The 16,713-nt window shown below is 67.6% G+C and carries 18 protein-coding genes; 8 read left to right on the top strand and 10 right to left on the bottom strand.

Translation table 11 applies throughout. The features are described from left to right. Positions 1-29 precede the first annotated feature (29 nt). Genes rbsD through AC6CHX_RS09950 form a run of 4 tightly spaced genes read left to right on the top strand, consistent with a single transcriptional unit; the run spans position 30 to position 2,865 of the window. On the top strand, positions 30-434 hold the full coding sequence (gene rbsD / locus AC6CHX_RS09965) for a D-ribose pyranase (RefSeq protein ID WP_452326217.1): 405 nt from the start codon (positions 30-32) through the stop codon (positions 432-434). Then, positions 434-1,246 carry a GntR family transcriptional regulator gene (locus AC6CHX_RS09960; RefSeq protein ID WP_498272681.1) on the top strand — a complete coding sequence of 271 codons (813 nt, stop codon included), beginning with the start codon at positions 434-436 and terminating at the stop codon, positions 1,244-1,246. Before rbsD ends, AC6CHX_RS09960 begins: the two co-directional genes overlap by 1 nt. A gap of 21 nt (positions 1,247-1,267) precedes the next feature. After that, positions 1,268-2,326, top strand: a complete 1,059-nt coding sequence (locus tag AC6CHX_RS09955; protein WP_498272680.1) for a PLP-dependent cysteine synthase family protein — start codon at positions 1,268-1,270, stop codon at positions 2,324-2,326. Between the two features lie 23 nt (positions 2,327-2,349). After that, positions 2,350-2,865 (top strand): glycine cleavage system transcriptional repressor, encoded by a 516-nt coding sequence (locus tag AC6CHX_RS09950; protein ID WP_498272679.1) that lies wholly within the window; start codon positions 2,350-2,352, stop codon positions 2,863-2,865. Positions 2,866-2,884: 19 nt separating this feature from the next. Here AC6CHX_RS09950 and AC6CHX_RS09945 read toward each other — a convergent pair whose 3' ends face one another. Further along, positions 2,885-3,568, bottom strand: coding sequence for a FadR/GntR family transcriptional regulator (locus AC6CHX_RS09945; RefSeq protein WP_498272678.1), 684 nt, complete (start codon positions 3,566-3,568; stop codon positions 2,885-2,887). Between the two features lie 178 nt (positions 3,569-3,746). Between AC6CHX_RS09945 and AC6CHX_RS09940 the strand changes: the two genes are divergently transcribed. From AC6CHX_RS09940 to AC6CHX_RS09925, 4 genes are read left to right on the top strand one after another with little or no spacing between them, the layout of a single operon-like run. Beyond that, positions 3,747-4,982 carry an aminotransferase class V-fold PLP-dependent enzyme gene (locus AC6CHX_RS09940; RefSeq protein WP_498272677.1) on the top strand — a complete coding sequence of 412 codons (1,236 nt, stop codon included), beginning with the start codon at positions 3,747-3,749 and terminating at the stop codon, positions 4,980-4,982. Positions 4,983-5,040: 58 nt separating this feature from the next. Then, complete coding sequence (locus tag AC6CHX_RS09935; protein WP_498272676.1) at positions 5,041-6,351, top strand: ABC transporter substrate-binding protein; 1,311 nt, start codon at positions 5,041-5,043, stop codon at positions 6,349-6,351. Positions 6,352-6,354: 3 nt separating this feature from the next. Further along, a complete protein-coding gene (locus tag AC6CHX_RS09930; RefSeq protein WP_498272675.1) occupies positions 6,355-7,317 on the top strand; it encodes a carbohydrate ABC transporter permease in 963 nt (320 codons plus the stop codon). After that, complete coding sequence (locus AC6CHX_RS09925) at positions 7,314-8,234, top strand: carbohydrate ABC transporter permease (protein WP_205820394.1); 921 nt, start codon at positions 7,314-7,316, stop codon at positions 8,232-8,234. Before AC6CHX_RS09930 ends, AC6CHX_RS09925 begins: the two co-directional genes overlap by 4 nt. Positions 8,235-8,324: 90 nt before the next feature. On the opposite strand, the gene AC6CHX_RS09920 is transcribed toward AC6CHX_RS09925, so the two are convergent. The 9 genes from AC6CHX_RS09920 to AC6CHX_RS09880 form a co-directional block, all read right to left on the bottom strand. After that, positions 8,325-9,206 carry a LysR family transcriptional regulator gene (locus AC6CHX_RS09920; RefSeq protein WP_498272674.1) on the bottom strand — a complete coding sequence of 294 codons (882 nt, stop codon included), beginning with the start codon at positions 9,204-9,206 and terminating at the stop codon, positions 8,325-8,327. Positions 9,207-9,260: 54 nt separating this feature from the next. After that, positions 9,261-10,082, bottom strand: coding sequence for a fumarylacetoacetate hydrolase family protein (locus AC6CHX_RS09915; RefSeq protein ID WP_498272673.1), 822 nt, complete (start codon positions 10,080-10,082; stop codon positions 9,261-9,263). Further along, positions 10,079-11,299: an acyl-CoA dehydrogenase family protein gene (locus AC6CHX_RS09910; RefSeq protein ID WP_498272672.1), complete on the bottom strand. Its 1,221-nt coding sequence runs from the start codon at positions 11,297-11,299 to the stop codon at positions 10,079-10,081. Before AC6CHX_RS09910 ends, AC6CHX_RS09915 begins: the two co-directional genes overlap by 4 nt. A 35-nt stretch (positions 11,300-11,334) precedes the next feature. Beyond that, positions 11,335-11,904: a flavin reductase family protein gene (locus AC6CHX_RS09905; protein ID WP_498272671.1), complete on the bottom strand. Its 570-nt coding sequence runs from the start codon at positions 11,902-11,904 to the stop codon at positions 11,335-11,337. A 45-nt stretch (positions 11,905-11,949) separates the two neighbouring features. Beyond that, entirely contained in the window at positions 11,950-13,401 is a 1,452-nt protein-coding gene (locus AC6CHX_RS09900) for a purine-cytosine permease family protein (protein WP_498272670.1), read from the bottom strand. Between the two features lie 121 nt (positions 13,402-13,522). Continuing rightward, positions 13,523-13,924 carry a RidA family protein gene (locus AC6CHX_RS09895; RefSeq protein ID WP_498272669.1) on the bottom strand — a complete coding sequence of 134 codons (402 nt, stop codon included), beginning with the start codon at positions 13,922-13,924 and terminating at the stop codon, positions 13,523-13,525. Between the two features lie 25 nt (positions 13,925-13,949). Further along, the gene (locus tag AC6CHX_RS09890) at positions 13,950-15,503 is read right to left on the bottom strand and encodes an aldehyde dehydrogenase family protein (protein ID WP_498272668.1); all 1,554 of its coding nucleotides are present in this window, start codon (positions 15,501-15,503) and stop codon (positions 13,950-13,952) included. Positions 15,504-15,544: 41 nt separating this feature from the next. Then, on the bottom strand, positions 15,545-15,967 hold the full coding sequence (locus AC6CHX_RS09885) for a cupin domain-containing protein (protein WP_498272667.1): 423 nt from the start codon (positions 15,965-15,967) through the stop codon (positions 15,545-15,547). Further along, complete coding sequence (locus AC6CHX_RS09880; RefSeq protein WP_498272666.1) at positions 15,964-16,710, bottom strand: RraA family protein; 747 nt, start codon at positions 16,708-16,710, stop codon at positions 15,964-15,966. The genes AC6CHX_RS09885 and AC6CHX_RS09880 overlap by 4 nt, the downstream gene beginning before the upstream one ends. Positions 16,711-16,713 lie beyond the last annotated feature (3 nt).

The following is a 16,713-nucleotide window of genomic DNA, read 5'->3' as shown; positions in this document are numbered from 1 at the left end:
ACCCAAGCATCCGAGAACCGAGGAGACACATGCGCAAGACGGCCACCACGATCAATCCCGCACTCTCCCGCGTGATCAGCGAGACCGGGCACACCGACCTGATCGTCGTCACCGACGCGGGCCTGCCCATTCCCCCGGGCGCCGAGCGCATCGACCTGGCCTATCGCCCCGGCGCTCCGGCATTCCTCGACGTGCTCGACACCGTGCTCGCCGAGCTGGTGGTCGAAGGAGCGACCGTCTCGGCCGAGGTCGCCGAGAAGAGCCCGGAAGTGCTGGAGGCGCTGCGGGAGAGGTTCGCCGGCTCAGGGTTCGAGATCGACCTCATCCCGCATGTGGAGTTCAAGAAACTCAGCCAGGGTGCCCGCGCGTTCGTGCGCTCCGGCGAGTTCACCCCCTACGCGAACGTGATCCTGCACGCGGGGGTGGCGTACTGATGGCCATCGTCGACGACGCGATCGATCGGCATTCCGCCGCACCCATGTACGACCAGCTGCGCCAGCTGATCATCGACGGCATCGCCCGCGACGGGCTGCAGCCCGGCGACCCGCTGCCCGGCGAGCACCGGCTGTGCGAGCGGTACGGCATCTCGCGCACCGTCGTGCGCCAGGCGCTCGCCCAGCTGGAGCACGAGGGGCTGGTCGAGCGGGTGAAGGGCAAGGGCACGTTCGTCTCACGCCCCCGCACGAGCGAGAGCCTCGTGCACACGCTGGTCGGACTGTACGACGACGTCGAGCGCCGTGGCGGACACGTGCACAGCGACGTGCTGCGGCATGAGCAGGCCACGGCCGACGAGGAGGTCGCGCTCGCGCTGGAGGTGCCGGTCGGCTCCCCCGTCGTCGTGCTGGAACGTCTGCGCCACGTCGACGGCGAACCCTGGTCGCTCTCGACGACGTGGATGCCGGAGGCCGTGGGTTCCGTGACTCTCGGCGCCGATCTGACCGAGGGATCGCTCTACCGGCTGCTCGCCGACAACGACATCGTCGCGACGCACGGCGTGCGCTCGGCGGAGGCGACCGTGGCCACACATGAGCAGGCGCAGCACCTGGGGGTCAGCGCCGGGTCGGCCCTGCTGCGACTGCGCAGCATCAGCCGCAGCGCCGACGGCACGCCCATCGAGTACTTCATCGCGTACCACCGCGGCGACCGTTCGCGCTTCGAGTTCCAGCTGCGGCAGGAGCAGGGCCAGGCCTCTCTCCTGCACGTCGACGGCGACGGCGGTGCCTCGCCCGCCGGGACGGTCGGCTGACCGGCCGGTAGTCTCGAGGGCATGAGCGACTGGACCAGCACCGCGATCGCCCTGCTGGAAGCCGACGCCAACCGCAGCGCCGACACGCACCTGCACCTGTTCCCGCTGCCGCCCGAGTGGGGCATCGACCTGTACCTCAAAGACGAGTCCGTGCACCCGACCGGGTCGCTCAAGCACCGCCTGGCGCGCTCGCTCCTCCTCTACGGACTGGTCAACGGCCGCATCCGCGAGGACACCACCCTCGTCGAATCGTCGAGCGGGTCGACCGCGGTCTCGGAGGCGTACTTCGCCCGGATGCTGGGTTTGCGTTTCATCACGGTCGTGCCGCGCTCGACCGTGCAGGAGAAGATCGACCTCATCGAGTTCTACGGCGGCACCTGCCACTTCGTCGACCGCGCCGAGGACATGTCGCCCGAGGCGCAGCGCCTCGCCGCCGATTGCACGGGTCACTACCTCGACCAGTTCACGTTCGCCGAGCGCGCGACCGACTGGCGCGGCAACAACAACATCGCGGAGAGCGTGTTCAGCCAGCTCGCGCAGGAGCGGCATCCGATCCCCGCCTGGATCGTCACCGGCGCCGGCACGGGCGGCACGAGCGCGACGTTCGGCCGCTACGTGAAGTACCGCCGGCACGAGACCCGCATCGCCGTGGTCGACCCCGAGGGCTCGGCGTTCTACGACGGGTGGGCAGGCACCGTCGATCCGCCGGCCGGGCGCCCCAGCCGCATCGAGGGCATCGGCCGGCCGCGGGTCGAGGCCTCGTTCGTGCCCACCGTGATCGACGAGATGATCCGCGTCCCCGATGCCGGCTCCATCGCCGCGATCCGGATGCTGCGCGAGCGCACCCTGCACTGGGCCGGCGGCTCGACCGGCACGAACCTGTACGGCGCGTTCCAGCTCATCGCCCGGATGCGGGCCGCGGGCGAGACCGGCAGCGTCGTGACCCTGATCTGCGACAGCGGCGTCCGCTACGCCGGCACGTACTACTCCGACGAGTGGGTGGCGGCGCAGGGCTGGGACCTCGCCCCGCACCGCGCGCGGCTGGATCGGTTCCTCGAGACGGGCGTCTGGGTGGAGTGAGACCCTCGGGCTACGCTGGCCGCATGACAACTCTGATCCTCACCGTCGCGGGTGCAGACCGTCCCGGCCTCGTGGCCGCCGTCGCCGATGTCGTGGATGCACACGGCGGCAACTGGGAGAACAGCTCGCTGGCAGAGCTCGCCGGAACGTTCGCGGGTGTGATCGAGGTCTCGGTCGCCGAAGACCGGGCGCCCGAGCTGAGTTCCGCGCTGCGCGGGCTGCAGGGGCAGGGGCTGCTGACTCTCGCCGTGCTCACCGGGACGCCGGACGCGGATGCCGCCGACGATCGACTGCTCCAGATCCAGGTGCTCGGCAACGACCGGCCCGGCATCGTGCGCGAGGTCTCCGGGGTGCTGAGCGCCCATGCCTTGAGCATCGAGGAACTCGCCACCGAGACCCGGGATGCCGCGATGGCCGGCGGCCGCCTGTTCGAGGCGTCGGTGGTGGCGAAGGTCCCCGCCTCGGTCGACCTCGATGCCCTGCGCGACGACCTCGAGCGCCTCGCCGCCGAGATCCAGGTCGACATCACCCTCGACTGAGCGGACGGAAGACCCGGCGTCAGTCCTCGAGCCCCGAGTACCGCCGCACCCAGTACTCCGTGTATGCCACGTGCGCCGAGGCCGCGGCACTCGCGGCGACGGGGTCGGCCGCGGCGAGCCCGCGCAGGATCGCGCGGTGCCCGGCATCCGAGTGCACCTTGAGCTCGGCGGCGTCCCCGGGTTCGGAGATCCGGTAGGCCCGCGAGCGCGACCGCAGCACGTCGATCAGACTGGTCAGGGCCTCGTTACCGGCGACGCCGGAGATCGCCATGTGGAACTCGTGGTCCAGCCGCGACTGCGTCTCGAAGTCGGTGGTCGCCTCGATCTCGGCGAGCACGCGGTCCAGCGACTCGACGGTCTCCTGATCGATGCGCGCGGCGGCGAGGGCGGCGGCATGGGGTTCGAGCACGCGGCGCAGCTCGGTGAGTTCGAGCACGCCCGCCATCGGCAGCAGTCCGACCGTGAGCGACAGGCTGCCGATCAGGTCGGCCGCGCGCAACTCGCTCACGTAGCTGCCGGATCCGTGCCGCGTCTCGAGCACGCCGAGGGCGGCGAGCATCCGGATCGCCTCACGGAGGGATCCGCGGGAGACGCCGAGCCGTTCGCAGAGTTCGCCCTCGCTCGGCAGCCGATCCCCGGGCCGTAGCGCACCATCGGCGATCAGCGCCCGCAACCCGTGCAGCGCCGTGTCCAACGCACCCATCGTCATCCTCCCCGACGCCGTCGATCTGACACCGCCGACTCTTCTGCGAGTCTGTCGGAACCGTCACGGCCGACAAACTCGTATGACAAGTATGTTTCCATTTTGGGTTTTCGTGGCGTATATCGACAGTCTGTGGCAAAGTTGTGCAACAACTCGCCCGACTCATCGATGAGGACTGATGCCCGCACCGCTGTTCCCCGCACCGCTCACGCTGAACTCCGGCCTGCGAGCGCGCGACGCCTGGCCCCTCGACCCGGCAGAGATCCACCTCAACCACGGATCCTTCGGCGCGGTCCCGTCGGTCGTCGTCGCGCATCAGGATGCCTTGCGCCGTCGCGCAGACCTCAGCCCGGTCGAGTGGTTCCCGCGCATCGCCGAGCGCGTGCAGGAGGCCCGCGCTCGCACCGCCCCGTTCGTGGGCGCCCGGGCGGAAGACAGCGTCTTCGTGCCCAACGCCTCGGCCGCGGCGACCGTGGTCTACAACGCGCTGCAGCTCGAAGCCGGCGACGAGATCCTCGTGACCGATCAGGGCTACGGCGCCATCACGATGGGAGCCGAGCGTCTCGCCCGCCGGTTCGGGGCCGCCGTCCGCACCGTCGCCCTGCCGCTGCTGTCCTCCGACGACGAGATCGTGCAGCTCTTCGTCGACCAGCTCACGCCCCGCACCCGCCTGATCGTGGTCGATCAGATCACGTCGCCGACCGCCCGGGTGCTGCCGACTCGGCGCATCGCCGACGCGGCGGCCGAGCGCGGCGTGCGCACGCTCGTCGACGGCGCCCACGCTCCCGGTCTGATTCCGGATGCCGCTGCCGTGGCGGGCGGCGACTGGTGGTTCGGCAACCTGCACAAGTGGCCGTGCGCACCTCGCGGCTCCGCCCTGCTAGTCACGTCCGCCGCCGACCGCGACGAACTCTGGCCGCTCATCGACTCCTGGGCCGCGCGCGAGCCGTACCCGGAGCGCTTCGACACCCAGGGCACGATCGACGCCACGACCTACCTGGCCACGCCCACCGCGATCGACTTCATCGAGAGCGAGTTCGGCTGGGTGGCCGCGCGCACCGCGATGGCGGAGATCGCGGATGCCGGCGCCGAGCTGATCGCCGAGGCCCTGCGCCCGTACGGCGATGAGGACCCGCTCACCCCGCTCCCCTCGCCCGTGCCGTCGATGCGGCTCGTGCGTCTGCCGCTCGGACTCGGCGCCACCCGCGAGGAGGCCGACGCGCTGCGCATGGACCTGCTCGACGCGGTCGGGGTCGAGACCGCGTTCACGAGCTTCCGCGGCGTCGGGTACTTCCGACTCTCGGCACACCTCTACAACGAAGCCGCCGATTACGAGGCCTTCGTCGAGCGCTGCATCCCGCAGATCCTGAGCCGTGCCGGCATCCGCACCGCCGACTCCCTCATCGTCCCCTGACCGCGTCCTTCCCACCCGACCGCAACACCCACCCCCAACCCCCACCGAGAGGCACATCGTGAAGAACAAGATCTTGACGACCGCAGCGGGATTCGGCACCGTCGCCGTCCTCGCTCTCACCGGCTGTTCCGCGAGCTCCGGCCCGTCCGCCGACGGCAGCGTCACCCTGCAGATGGTCGAGAGCCTGACCAACCCCGCCCGCACCGAGCTCCTGCGCGGACTGCTCGACGACTTCGAGAAGGCGAACCCGAAGATCACGGTCAACCTCGTCTCGCCCCCCACCGAGCAGGCTGACGCGAAGATCCAGCAGATGCTGCAGTCCGGCAAGGGCGTCGACGTGCTGGAGGTGCGCGACATCACGGTCGGGCCGTTCGCGAACAACGGCTGGCTGTACGACCTCGGCCCCGACCTCGAGAAGTGGGACGGCTGGGATGCGCTGACCGACAACGCCCAGTCCGCCTCGGTGGCCGAAGACGGCAAGAGCTACTTCGTGCCCTACGGCTTCTACGGCCTGTCGCTGTTCTACCGCACCGACCTCGTGGAGGAAGCGGGCTTCGACGGCCCGCCACACAGCTGGAAGGACCTGCTGGAGCAGGCATCCGCGATCCAGGACCCGTCGAACAACATCTACGGCTACGCCTTCCGCGGCGGCCAGAACGCCAACAGCAACGTGGTCGCGGCCATCGAGGCGTACACGATCGACGGACTCGACGTCGACGACGCGTTCCTGATGGAGGACGGCTCGACGATCTTCGCCGCCCCCGAGGCGCAGGAAGCCGTCGACGACTACTTCGACCTGTTCAAGGAGGCTTCCCCGCCCTCCGCCGTCTCGTGGGGCTACCCCGAGATGGTCGCCGGCTTCACGAACGGCACGACCGCGTTCCTGCTGCAGGACCCCGAGGTCATCGCGACCGTGCAGGACTCCTCGCTGACCGAGGACCAGTGGGACACCGCCCCGCTGCTGGTCGGCCCGTCGGGCAAGGCTGCCCAGCCGCTCGCCGTCGCCGGCTGGGGCGTCGCCGAGAACAGCGAGAACAAGGAGGCATCCGTCAAGCTCGTCGAGTTCCTCTCGTCCGCCGAGCCCGCCACCGAGTTCGCGCAGGCCAACAGCCTCGTGCCGATCATCTCGGCCGCGGCCGACGACGAGTTCTACTCGTCGGGACCGTGGACCAGCTACGTCACCATGACGGAAGACCCGGAGACCTACGTCAACGTGCGTCAGCCGCGCGGGGTCAGCTGGTGGACCGAGTGGATCCAGAAGTCCGACCAGGACGTGCAGAACGTGCTGCTGGGCAACATGTCGACCAGCGACCTGCTGGCGTCGTGGGACGCATTCTGGACCGAGAAGTACGCCGCGGAAAAGGACTGACCTGTGGCTCGCACCGCGCAGAAGGGAGGCTCCGTCGGCACTGCTTCGCAGCAGGCCGCCGTCGGGGCCTCCCCGGCATCCCGCCGACGCCCGTTCCGCGGCCGTCAGGCATGGACGCTGCTGGCGTTCCTCGCACCCGCGATCGTCTTCGTCTGCTGGTTCACCTACTGGCCGATGCTGCAGGGCGCGCGCATGGCCTTCCACGACTGGAACCTGTGGGACCTCACGTCGACGCCGTTCGTGGGCTTCGACAACTTCCTCGCGGTGTTCCGCGATCCGGCCTTCCCGACCGTGGCGTGGAACTCGGTGCTCTGGGTCGTCGGCTCGCTCGTGCCGCAGCTCGTGATCGGGTTCCTGATCGCGCTCGCGCTGCGCAAGAAGTTCCGCTTCCGCGGGCTGTACCAGGCGCTGGTGTTCTTCCCGTGGGCGGTGTCGGGCTTCCTGATCGGCATGCTGTTCCGCTGGATGTTCAACGCCGAGTTCGGCGTGGTCAACGACCTGCTCATGAAGGCGGGGCTGATCGACGCCCCGCTCCCCTGGCTGGCCGATCCGAAGCTCGCGATGTTCGCCGTGATCGTCGCCAACGTCTGGTACGGGGTCACATTCTTCGCGATCATGATCCTCGCGGCCCTGCAGTCCGTGCCGGACGAGATGCTGGAAGCGGCGAGCCTCGACGGTGCCGGCAAGTTCCGGCAGCTGTTCTCGATCATCATCCCGTACATCTCGATGACCCTGCTGCTGACGATCCTGCTGCGGGTGATTTGGATCTTCAACTTCCCCGACATCATCTACGCGATGACCAACGGCGGACCCGCCAACCAGACGCACATCATCACGACCTGGATGATCAACTACACCCAGCAGGGCAACTACGGCTTCGCGAGCGCGATCGGCCTCATCGTGATGGCCGTGCTGTTCGTGTTCTGCGCGTTCTACCTGATGGCGATGCGGAGAGTGCAGCGATGACCATGACAGACGCCTCCCGGAAGGGAACCTCGATCACCGAGACACGGCGCATCACCGTGCCGGACCCGGCATCCGCACCGCGTCCGAGGCCCCGCGTCACGATCGGCGGCGTCATCCGTGTGGTCGGGCTCGGCCTCTGGCTTGTGATCACCCTGTTCCCGCTGTACTGGATCGCACTGACGTCGTTCAAGTCGCCGGGCACGATCAACCGCTTCCCGATCGAGTACTGGCCGAGCGAGCCCTCGCTCGAGAACTACGTCAGCCTGTTCGAGAAGAGCTCGTTCGGTGTCTTCCTCGGCAACTCGGCCCTGGTCGCGGTCGTCGGCGGTGCGGTGGCGACGCTCATCGCGCTGCTGAGCGCCTACGTGCTCGCCCGGTTCGAGTTCCGCAGCAAGGGCGCGATCCTGATCGCGTTCCTGCTGACGCAGATGATCCCCGCGTTCATCGCGCTGGGCCCGCTGTACTCGATGATGACCGACCTGGGGCTGGTCGACACCAAGCAGGGCCTCATCCTGGTGTACATCGCGATCTGCATCCCGTTCTCGACGGTGATGCTGCGCGGTTTCTTCGAGAACGTGCCGGATGCGCTCGAAGAGGCCGCGATGATCGACGGATGCTCGCGCCTCGGTGCCCTGTTCCGGGTGCTCGTCCCGGTGATGACACCCGGCATCATCGCGGCGTTCATCTTCAACTTCGTGAACTGCTGGAACGAGCTGTTCCTGTCGGTCGTGCTGATGAACACCGATGCGAACCGCACCGTGCCCTCGGCGCTGAACGGCTTCATCTCGACGTTCAACATCGATTGGGGTTCGATGAGCGCCGCCGCCGTGCTGACGATCCTGCCGACCATGGCGATGTTCGCGCTCGCGAGCCGCTGGATCGTGCAGGGCCTGACCGCGGGTGCCGTGAAGGAGTAGCCTCCGCATCTCCGCCGAGACCCCCCGTTATCGCCGAGACCCCCGCCTGCGAACGTCTGCAGACGGGGGTCTCGGCGCGAAACCGGGGCTTCAGCGCGACGACTGCGCGATCTCGATCCACCGCGCCATCAGAGGGGTGACCTCGATCCCCTTGCGGAGGACGATCGACATCTGCATGGGTGTCAGCCACGGGGGAGCCTCGACGATGGCCACTCCCGGATGCTGGGACCAGACGCGCATCGTCGTCGGCGCGACGCCGAGCCCGGCCGCGACGAGGGGAATGGCGGTGAGTGGATTCGACACCAGGATGACGTCGAAACGGGGGTCGCCAGCAAGCTCCGCCTCGACGGCATCCAGCATTCCGGGCATGCCGGGCAGCCGCTGCGGGACGACCCAACGCCCCCACCCGTGCCCGTCGGCATGCTTCTCCCTCGCCCGCGTCTGAGGAACCGCGAGTCTGACCTCGATCCGTGACAGCGGGATCCACTCGAACCGATCGGCGAGCGGGGCGGAGACGACCGCTGCCCCGAAGGGGATGCACCCGATGTCGTACTGACCGGAAGCGACACCGTCGAGCACGGCGACGGGGCTCACGTCGCTCAGGGCGATGCGCACGTCGGGCACGCCGGCAGAGAAGTCTGCGATCACATTCGCGATCCGCTCGTGGATCGTCATCGGCTCGGCCGCGACACGCAGCTCGCCCACGAGGCCACGCCCCATCAGACTGAGTACGCGCTCGACCCGATCGCGTGAGGAGATCAGCTGACTGCCCTGGGCGAGCAGGTATCTGCCAGCGCTGGTGGGTCGTACCCCCTGAGCCGACCGGAGCAGCAATTGGACGCCTGCCTCCCGTTCGAGTCTCGTGATGGCAGCACTCAGAGGCGGCTGGGTCATGTTGAGCAGTTTCGCTGCCCGCGAGACCGAGCCGGCCCTCACGACCGCTTCGAAGTACTCGAATTGGCGGAAGTCCATGGTCGGCACTCTATCGACGGACAGCGTCGCAGAATACTGGTGACTGCACGGGGCTCACGGGGCGACGACCCGATTGCACAGTTTCCCCACTCCGTCGATCTCCACCTCGACGACATCACCGGCCTCGAGATACTGCGGAGGCCGCCTCGCATGACCCACGCCACCCGGCGTACCCGTCAGGACGATATCGCCCGGCCGCAACGGGATGATCGTCGACAGGTATGCCACGAGTCGCTGCGGCGAGAACACCAGGTCGTCGATCGTGGAGAGCTGCACGGTCTGTCCGTTCACCCTGGTGCGCAGGCGAGCCGCCGAATCGAGTTCGTCGACCGTCACGAGATACGGGCCGACGGGCGTCGAGCGTGCCCATATCTTCCCTTGGAGCCATTCCGGCGTGCGGTTCTGCCAGGTGCGCATCGAGATGTCGTTCGCCACCGTGTACCCGGCGATGTGCGCGTCGGCATGCTCCTCGTCCACGTGATCGGCGCTGCTGCCGATGACGAGCGCCAGCTCCCCCTCCCAGTCCATCGCCGGGTCCTCGGCCACGGCCACGATGTCGTCGTTCGCGCCGGTCAGCGTGTCGGCGAATTTGGCGAAGATCGTCGGGTGGGCCGGCAGCTCTCGGCCCATCTCCAGGATGTGCGCCCGATAGTTCAACCCCACGCACAGCACCTTGCCCGGCGTCGTCACGAGCGCGGCGAAGTCGAGCGATGCCGTGTCCACGCCGGGACCGGACGCAGCCGCGGCACGTGCTCGCCAGTCGTCGTACTGCAGCAGCGCGCCGACGTCGGAAGAATCCGGGATCTCGACGGCCCGGTCGCCGTCCACGCGAACCGCGCGGGTCGTGCCGCCCGTGCGCAGCGTGGCCAGCTTCATCGGCCGAGTTCCTCTCGCTCGACGGGCGATTGCGGCGCCTGGCCGGGGATGACCAGGTCGAACAACCCCCAGTGCGCGCCCGCAGGGAGCGCTCCGACGAGCATGCGCCCGCACTCCTGGGTCACCACGTGAGCCGTGGCGCGGTGCTGAGTCCCGGCGTGCGCGTCACGGAAGAGCCGTTGCATGGTGCCGTTGCGCATCACGTGGGCTCCGGCGAACCGGTGCACCAGCTGGCTGATCTCCAGCACGGTCCGCGTCGACAAAGAGGCAGCGAGACGCGCCATCGTCTCCTGCTCCTCCCCGAGCTCGCCGTTCTCCCTGAGCGCTCCCTCGTTGGCCGCCCACGTGTCACGCAGCAGGGCCATCGTCCCTCGGACATGCGAGAAGTGTCGCGCGTACTCGGCATAGAACTCGTCGCTGACGAGGTAGTCGTCACCGGAGCCGAGTCTCTGCAGCGCGAGGCGGCGCAGCTCATCGAGCATCCGCCTTCCCACGCCCTGTGCCCACGCGCCCTGATGCAGCCCCGACATCAGCGCAGGACCGAGGCGGAGGCTCACCCCGCCTGGCGCCGACCCGAAGGACTGCGGGCGGAAGGTGAACCGGGAAGGCACGTGAACGTCCTCGGCGTCGTAGTCGAAACTCGCCGATGCGCGAAGGCCGAGCATGTTCCAGTTGTCCTGGATCCGCAGCTGCTCGCGTCCCACCACCCCCAGCAGGACCTCATCGGTGTCCGCGATGGTCACACAGAGCACGACATGTGTCGCCATGGCCAACCCCGGCGCATACCGCCATGATCCGCTGAAGCGGTAGCCGTCTGCATCCGGGACAGCCCTGCCGCCGACGACGGCCGCCTGCCCGGCCACCAGCAGCTCGTCCTCCCCGCAGAGCTCTTCTCGCGCACCGGGTGAGAGGTGAGCGGCGACATTCGCCGTCTCGCTGGCGATCACACGGACCAGCCACCCGAGCGAGGGGTCAAGGTAGGAAACGCGTTCGATCACCTCCAGAACCTCGCTCGGATCGGCGTCATAGCCGCCGAGCTCCTCGCTCAGGAGGATTCGGAACACACCACTGTCACGCAGCGCGCGCTGCACGGCGGGTGTCGGCCGATTGAGCCGCTCGGCGGTCTCCGCCTCGCTCTCGACGAGATCGTGGAGTCCGTCGAGCCGGTCGAGGAGGGGGCGGATGCGGTGGGTGTCCGTCATGGTCGAAGAGGTCATGCTCTCAGCTTCCGGGGTAGGGGCGTGGTGGGGAGTCAGACGTCACGGTCGGCGTCGGGGGCCAGCGCGCCCCACTGACCGCGATAGAACAGCAAGGGCTCGGTGTCATCGCGCTGACCGAAGGATTCCACCCGACCCAGGACGAGAACGTGATCGCCCCCGTCATGCCCAGCCCACGGCTGGCACTGGAAGAAGGCGACGGTGTCGTTGATGCGGGGCGCCTGTTCACCGGTGACCCACTCGATCTCATCGTGATCCGGCTTGCCCGCGAACTTCAGAGCGGTTGCGAGCTGGTCGTTGCTCAGCACGTTGATCGCGAACGGCCTCTCCATCAGATAACCCAGCGCTCGCGATGACCGCATCAGCGACACCAGCACGAGGGGCGGGTCCATCGACACGGACGTGAAGGAGTTCACCGTCACCCCGTGATAGACCCCTTTAGCCTCGTAGGTGACCACGGTGACTCCGGTCGCGAAGTTCCCCAGGGTGTTGCGCAACAGGCGCTGGCTGCTCTGCGGAGCAGGGCTCGGGAGCGTCACCGTCGCCGCCGCCGACGGAACGACCGTCGATTCGTACACTTCGGTGTTCCACATGAACTCGGTCACGATCTTTCCTTTCGGGGGCTGGCTCATCCTTTTCGGAGAGCTGGCTCAGTGGGCTTCGTCGAACACATCCGCAGCGGCGGCGAAGCCGGTGCCGGTGCCTTCAGGGAGGAGACGTCGCAGGAGCGGGTACACGCCGGCGGCGATCACGAATGACACGATGAAGCCGAGAGGGGCGATACCCGTCGCCATCAGCACGATCCCCGTCGTGGCCGAGACGACGAGGGTGATGACGCCCGCCCAGTTCCAGTTCTCGACGCGGTGCTCACTCGGCACGTACTGCGCTTTGCGGACGACGAAGTAGTCCACGATCATCACCGCACACATCGACAGCGTCATCGTCCCGAGATAGGCGAGGTATGCGACGAACTGGTCGAGGATGCCCGCAGCGATCATAAGGAGCGCGATGACGTTTCCGACGACCACCATGAGCGGCCGACCAGGACGCTTGCCTGTGAGGGCGTCGACGATGTTGACCAACGACAGTGACCCCGAGTAGGCGTTGATCGCCTGCGCCTTCGCCTGGGCCGCGTAGATCGTGATGAATCCGAGCCAGCCCGCGAAGATGACGAAGAAGGCTCCGGTGTTGCCCATGATGTAGTCGTTCGCGGTGGCCGCTGCGTCAGCGGAATCCATGCCTTCCGCCATGAGGTGGTCGATTACCTGCGGAACGGCCCCCACGGTGACCAGACCTCCCAGCACCACCATGACGATGTTCTGCACGAAAGGCCCCGCGGCGGCCAGGATCGTGACATCGCGATTCGACCGGGCATACCGGGCGAAATCCATGGTCACCAGCGCGATCGCGCCCGCGGTCGCTCCGATCACCCCGAATGCGGCCTGGAACTTGGTCCACCCATCGCCGGGCACCACGCCCTCGAATGTGAAGAAGTCCAGCGGATTCGTCCCCTGGACCACGTAGATCTCGTAGATCAGATAGCAGGTGACCGCCAGCGTGACGATCGTCATGATGCCGCTGGCCCGCAGCGCGAGCTTCAGACCGAAGATCGCGAGCGCGATCCAGGCGAGCGTGAGGATCCCGTAGATGATGATCTTGTTGGTCCAGTCGTCGGGGAGCCCGAACATCACGAGCGTTCCGTGATACAGCAACGCGGATTCGAGCGCGAGGAATCCGAGGATCATGAAGGCGAAGATCGCCGACCCCAGCACGGATCCCTTCCGCCCGAAGCCGAACAGTCGCGACGTGACGGTGCTCGACACCCCGGTTCGGAATGCGATCGTCCCGAGCGCCTTCCCGAGGGCCACGCCGATCACAGCCACGACTGCTCCTGCGAGGAGACCGAGGTCGAAACCGGCGAGCGTGACGGAGAATCCGCCGATGGCGAAGATGACTAGGGCCGTCGCGACGGAAATCGGACTCCGTGCCAGACTCCATCCGCTCTTGCGCTCGCTTGCGGGGACGCTCGTGAGGGAATGGTCCTCCGCGGCGCGGGCGAGTGCCGACTGCCCGCGGGCGCCCGTGGTCGAATTAGTGTTCATACTGACTCCTTCTCGGGTCGCCGATCGAGCATTCGGTCGTGCGCGAATGCATGGATCAGCGTGCGGTCGCCCGCGTGCACTCCCCCGCGGCTCTGCGAGGAAGGGATGGATGTTCGCCTGGTTACCGGCTGTGTGCGCCGAGGACGGCGATGGCCTCGATCTCGAGGAGGATCTCGGGCTTCGCAAGCGCCGAGACCTCAACGAGGGTGCACGTCGGGAAGTCGCCGTGGAAGAACTTTCGACGGGCGTCCCACACCCGGGTGTTGTTCTCGATGGCGGTCACGAAGATCGTCATCTTGACGATGTCGTCCATCTCGCCGCCCGCGGCTTCGATGAGCGCCTTGAGCTTGCCGAAGACGACCATCGCCTGATGGTACTCGTCGTCGCCGATGATGGTGCTTCCGTCTGCGGCCCGCGCCGTCATCCCTGAGATGAAGACCAGCTCGCCGACCTTCATGCAGTTCGACCAGAGTCCCTCTGCCGGCTCCTTCACGAGCCCCGAGGTGATGCGTGTCTTCGTCATGACTGTCCTCTCGTTCATCGGTCGATCACAGCGCGATGCGCTGGTCCCAGGCGCTCGCGCCGCCCCAGTTGATGCACACGCTCTGCCGCCGGGCGAAGCCCTTCCACGCGTCGGAACCCGCCGTGCGGCCGCCACCGGTCTCCTTCTCCCCGCCGAAGGCGGCTCCGACGTCGGCACCGGTCGTCCCCATGTTGATCCGCACGATGCCGCAATCGCTGCCACGGCTCGAGAGGAACGTCTCGATGTTGGACAGGTTCGTGCTGTGCATCCCGGATGCCAACCCCTGCGCGACACCGTTGTGGATGCGGATAGCCTCGTCGAGGGTGTCATAGGTGAGGACGGACACGAGCGGCACGAATGTCTCCTCCTGCGCCACCGGCGCGTCCGGATGCACGTCCATGAGAATCGTCGGTTCGACGTAGTACCCCGGCCGGTCGATCACCCGGCCGCCGTAAGCCACGTGCGCGCCGTCCGCCACAGCGGCGTCGACAACGCGTGTGAAGTCGGCGACGGCCCTCTCGTCCACGAGGGGTCCGACGAGTGCGTCGGATTCCCACGGAGCACCGATCTGCACCTGCGCGAAGGCCCGAGCCATCAGGCCGACCAGCTCCTTCGCGACACTGCGATGAACGATGACTCGGCGCGTGCTCGTGCACCGCTGCCCGGTCGTTCCGACGACACCGAAAGTGAGCGCCTTCGCCGCGAGTTCGAGGTCGGCGGTCTCGTCCACGATGCAGCCGTTGTTCCCCGAGCATTCGAGTTGATACCGGCGGCCGAGAGTGCCGCCGACGATTTCGGCCACTCGCCTTCCGACCCCTGTCGATCCTGTGAACGACACCATGTCGACGCGGGTGTCGCGCAGCAGCATCTCGGCGACCGTGTCGCTCGACGGGATGAGCAGGGAGAAGACGCCCTCGAACCCCTCCTCCGCTGCGACCCGGTTGACCAGCTGCTGCAGTGCGATCGCCGTGAGCGGCACTTTGGGACTCGGCTTCCACACGACCGTGTTGCCCGCGATGGCCGCGAGGAAACCGTTCTGCGCCCACACGGCCGCGGGGAAGTTGTACGCACTGATGACGCCGACGACGCCGAGAGGCAGCCACTGGTCGTACATCCGGTGATCGACGCGCTGGGACTGTTGAGTGAAGCCATACATCATGCGCGACTGGCCGGCCGCGAGCACGGCCATGTCCACACACTCCTTCAGCTCACCCCTGGCCTCCATGAGCGACTTCCCGGTATCGAGGGAGATGATCGCGGCGAGCTCTTGCATCTCCGATTCGATCGCCTCGCCGATGCGCCGCACGAATTCGCCGCGTGTCGGGGCAGGCACGGTCCGCCACACCCGCTGGGCTTCGAGAGCGTGCGCGATGGCGGTCTCGGCGTCGTGCGCCGTCGCCGCGGCGACCGTCGCGATCTTGGCGCCGTCCGCAGGACAGATCACGTCGATCACGTCGCGGCCGGATACGGGAGCCCAGCCGACGGCGGCCGAATAGCTCCCCGAATGGAGCTGGTCCAACGCGAATCGCGCGAGCGCATCGCGGGTGTCGAACAGCGGGTCGATGGTCTTCATTGACATCGGTGGATCCTTTCGCAGCGGTGGTCCGCCGGGTGGAGGCGTCAGTCCTTCGAGAGGAAGTCGCCGATGGTCTCGTCGGTGTGGAACTCGGGCTTCTCGTAGTAATGCGGGCCGTCGTAGATCTCCAAGAGCAGGCTTCGCTCATGCGCCACAGTCGGGCCGTGGGGGTGGTCCTTCGGATTCATGTAGAACGAGCCGGCGACCAGCCGCAGACCCGACTCGACGTACTCGTAGTCACCGCGCACGCAGTACATGAACTGGTTCGACGCATGCGTGTGCCTGGTGGGGATCCGACCGCCCTTCGCATAGTCGAGCAGCGCGATGGAGGCGCCGGTCTCCGTGTTGCTGAAGAGGAAGAACTGCCGGAACCCGTACTCGGGGTAGTCGATCCATCCCTCTCCCTCAAGATCCACGGCGTGGACGAGTCTCTCCAGTCCGGCCAGCGAGGCTGGTTCGATGTTCATGCGGTGAGTCCTTTCTCCGTGCGGCCGCGCGCGACCCAATGCTCGTATTCGTTGCGGCTTTCCTCAGTGGCGGGGAAGACTTCGAGGATCGACCGCCCCCTGTCGATCTGGAGCGCGGCGAACTCCTCGTACTCGATGGAGGCGATGGCGGCATCCGCCACCTCCGAGACGAGATGTCGAGGGATGACGGCGACACCGTCGCGATCACCCACCATCACATCGCCGGGGTAGACCGCTACTCCGCCGCAGCCCACGGGCTCGTCGACGGCCACGGGGTGCAGACGGATCGGGGTCGCAGGAGCGGCGGGGCCACGCTGATAGCAGGGAACGCCTGCTGTTCGAATGCTGTCGATGTCGCGAAAGCCACCGTCCGTCACGACACCTGCGACCCCTCGGTGCGACAGTCGTGCGGCCATCATGCCGCCCATCGACGCAGCATCCGTCGATCCGAACGCGTCGATGACCAGGACGGCGCCCTCCGGGCAGTGCTCGATGGCCACGCGGTGCACGTTGTCGTCGCGTGAATACGCGGCCATGTCATCGAGGTCCTCTCGAGCGGGGATGAACCGCAGCGTGTACGCCGGACCGACGAGCGTGGCCTGCGTGTCGGTGACCGGGCTCACATCCCGGAGGACGACGTTGCGGAACCCGCGGGCGAGCAGGGCATTGGCTACGTCGGAGACACCGACCCGTCGGAGCTTCTCCCGAATCACGGGATCCAGGATCGCGCCCGCGCTGTCCATCCC

This window comes from Microbacterium sp. GQ128 (assembly GCF_059758615.1).
The sequence above is the reverse complement of the archived record's forward strand: the minus strand, read 5'-3'. Positions and strand labels throughout refer to the sequence as shown.